The 2814-nt window shown below is 46.6% G+C and carries 3 protein-coding genes; all 3 read right to left on the bottom strand.

Going from position 1 to position 2814, the window contains the following annotated elements; translation table 11 throughout:
• A partial coding sequence (locus CXF78_RS19210; RefSeq protein WP_102037660.1) for an enoyl-CoA hydratase/isomerase family protein occupies window positions 1–962 on the bottom strand: 962 nt, incomplete at its 3' end.
• Window positions 962–1744 carry an enoyl-CoA hydratase gene (locus CXF78_RS19205; protein WP_102037659.1) on the bottom strand — a complete coding sequence of 261 codons (783 nt, stop codon included), beginning with the start codon at window positions 1742–1744 and terminating at the stop codon, window positions 962–964. The genes CXF78_RS19205 and CXF78_RS19210, both read right to left, overlap by 1 nt.
• A gap of 50 nt (window positions 1745–1794) precedes the next feature.
• Window positions 1795–2814 (bottom strand): acyl-CoA dehydrogenase family protein (locus tag CXF78_RS19200; protein WP_102037658.1); only part of this gene is annotated, 1020 nt, incomplete at its 5' end.

Here is a 2814-nt window from a genome sequence, read left to right as displayed (position 1 = left end):
CCCATAGAGCAGCAATTGACGCTCACACCTAACTCCCACTTAAAGCAGTCGGCCAAACTCATTTCGGTGCCAAGTGCTGCCTGAGCAAAAATTAAATGCCAGCTTATTGGGCTACCTGCTAAGGCGGTTTTTTGTGCTCGTTTTAGCCAATCCAGATCAGTGTTTAATGTCGATAATTGATGATGCACATCAAGGATGTCACCCGCCATCAACAAATCGATTTGTGCTTGGAATTGTTGCAGTGGGCTAACAGATAATGTCGCTAAATGCGGCTGACTCATATTGGTCAACAATCCGCTTAGCAGTTGATGATTTTGCTCACTATTTTGACTCCAAGCGAGTTCAGCCATGGCATTGAATAGTGGCTCTTTTTCATCGCTATTAAGAATGTGATTTCCTAAACCAACATACAGCGCATCTGCACAGTTCATGTTGTAAGCGGTTAAGCCTAAAAACAATCCTGTCTTACCTGGCATACGGTTTAAAAAGTAGCTGCCGCCAACGTCTGGATATAAACCAATGGTCACCTCTGGCATTGCAATACGGCTTCGCTCCGTAACAACACGATGACTGCCGCCCGCCATTAACCCAAGTCCACCGCCCATAACAATACCATCACCCCATACTAAAACGGGTTTGCCGAATTGATGCAGTAAATAATCAAGTTGGTATTCTTGGGTAAAAAACTCACACGCTTCTGTGGTGATGTTGTTTGGGTTGGCGACAGATGCATGGTAAATAGCGCGCACATCGCCGCCAGCACAAAAGGCTTTTTCGCCGGCGCCATCTAACACAACACACGCAATGCTGTCGTCTTGTTGCCACTTGGTGAGTTGTGCCTGCATTGCTGCAACCATCTCGAGGGTTAATGCATTTAGTGCTTTTTCAATATTCAGAGTTACCATGCCAATAGATTGACCTGATAACGTGCCTAGGGTTTGAAATATTACATCTTGAGTCATTAGCAGTTCTTCCAGTTTGGAGTGCGTTTTTGTAAAAAGGCATTCACACCTTCAGCCTGATCTTCGGTATCAAATAAGTCCACAAACATTTCGCGCTCAAACGGCAATGCTTGAGCCCGAGGCATAGTTCGTCCGGCTTGAATAAGGGTTTTACATACGCTGACACTGCTAGGTGATTGCTTAGCCACTTTAGCGGCTAATGCCACTGCAGCATCTAAGACTTGACCTTGTCCTACTACTTCTTCAACAAGGCCTATTTTCTCCGCTTTGGCGGCATCAATACGTTCGCCACATAAAATCATCCGTTTTGCCCAACCTTCCCCCACTAAAGCCGTTAGGTTTTGGGTGCCACCAGCACAAGGTAGTAACCCCACTGAGGCCTCTGGCAATGCCATTTGGGCTTGCGCTTCTGCAATACGTAGATCGCAGGCTAATGCCACTTCTAACCCGCCACCCATGGCATAACCATTAATGGCCGCAATCGAAACACCTCTAAATGCACTTAATGCTTCAAACGCTTCACCGAAATGTTTTGCCATGGAGGCTGCATTTTGTTTATCGCCGTCGGCAAACAAATTCAAATCAGCGCCTGCTGAGAAAAACTTGTCACCTTGACCGGTAATCACAAGGGCATAAACGTCCTTGTTTTGATTCAGTTCAAGTACTGTGTGTTTCAGTGCTTGCAAGCTGTCTGCTGTCCAGGTGTTGGCTGGCGGATTGTTCAAGGTCAAAATGGCCGTGTGGCCGACTATATGTTTAAGAATCGCAGGGTGTGCAGTCATAATGCTATGTCCTTATGCTAGAGCTAGTGAGTCACGAGTGGATCAGCTAATTACAGGATTGGATGAGCATCGCTAGCGAGCAAACGACGAGCAATAATCAGGCGCATAATTTCATTAGTGCCTTCTAAAATCTGGTGCACGCGCACATCTCTGAAATGGCGTTCTAGCGGATATTCACGGATATAACCGTAACCACCGTGAATTTGCAGTGCACCGTCACACACTTGGAAACCTACATCGGTCGCAAAACGTTTCGCCATGGCACAATAAGCGCTGGCTTCTGGGTCTTGAGTGTCTAATTTAAACGCCGCTAAACGTACCATTTGACGAGCAGCAACCAATTCTGTTGCCATATCAGCCAGTTTGAACTGCAATGCTTGGAATGCCGCTAGCGGTTTACCAAATTGCTTACGCTCATTCATGTATTCAGTTGCACGAGTTAGTGCAGCTTGCGCTGTACCTATTGAACAGGTAGCAATATTAATACGTCCGCCGTCTAGGCCTTTCATCGCAAAGGTAAAACCTTGGCCTTCTTCGCCAAGTAAGTTAGCGGCAGGCACGCGCACGTTTTCAAAACTAATTAATCTTGTTGGCTGTGCGTTCCAACCCATTTTATCTTCAGCTTTTCCGTAAGTAACACCGGCCGCATCGGCAGGTACGGCAATCGCTGAAATCCCTTTAGGGCCTGCTTCACCTGTGCGGCACATCACCACTAAAAGCTCGGTTTCACCCGCACCAGAGATAAACATTTTTGAACCGGTGATCAAGTAATCATCACCATCACGCACAGCTTTGGTTTGCAATGAAGCTGCATCACTGCCAGCACCAGGTTCTGTTAAACAGTAAGAGGCTAATAACTGCCCTGTGGTTAAGCCTTCTGACCACTGCTTACGTAAGGTTTCAGTGCCCCACGTAGTCACCATCCAAGTGGCCATATTATGAATTGTTAGCATTGCTGTGGTGGCTGTACAACCATGGGCTAATTCTTCAAAAATAATCGAAGAATCTAACCGAGATAAGCCCATACCGCCTTCTGATTCTGGCGAGTACAAAGAACAGAACCCCAGCTC

The sequence above is a fragment of the Shewanella sp. 11B5 genome (assembly GCF_002836795.1).
GTDB classification, from domain to species: Bacteria; Pseudomonadota; Gammaproteobacteria; order Enterobacterales; family Shewanellaceae; genus Shewanella; species Shewanella frigidimarina.
The sequence above is the reverse complement of the archived record's forward strand: the minus strand, read 5'-3'. Positions and strand labels throughout refer to the sequence as shown.

Excerpts from the sequence above, each read along its gene's own strand:
- CXF78_RS19205 (WP_102037659.1), bottom strand. The coding sequence starts at position 1,744 with ATGACTGCACACCCTGCGATTCTTAAACATATAGTCGGCCACACGGCC.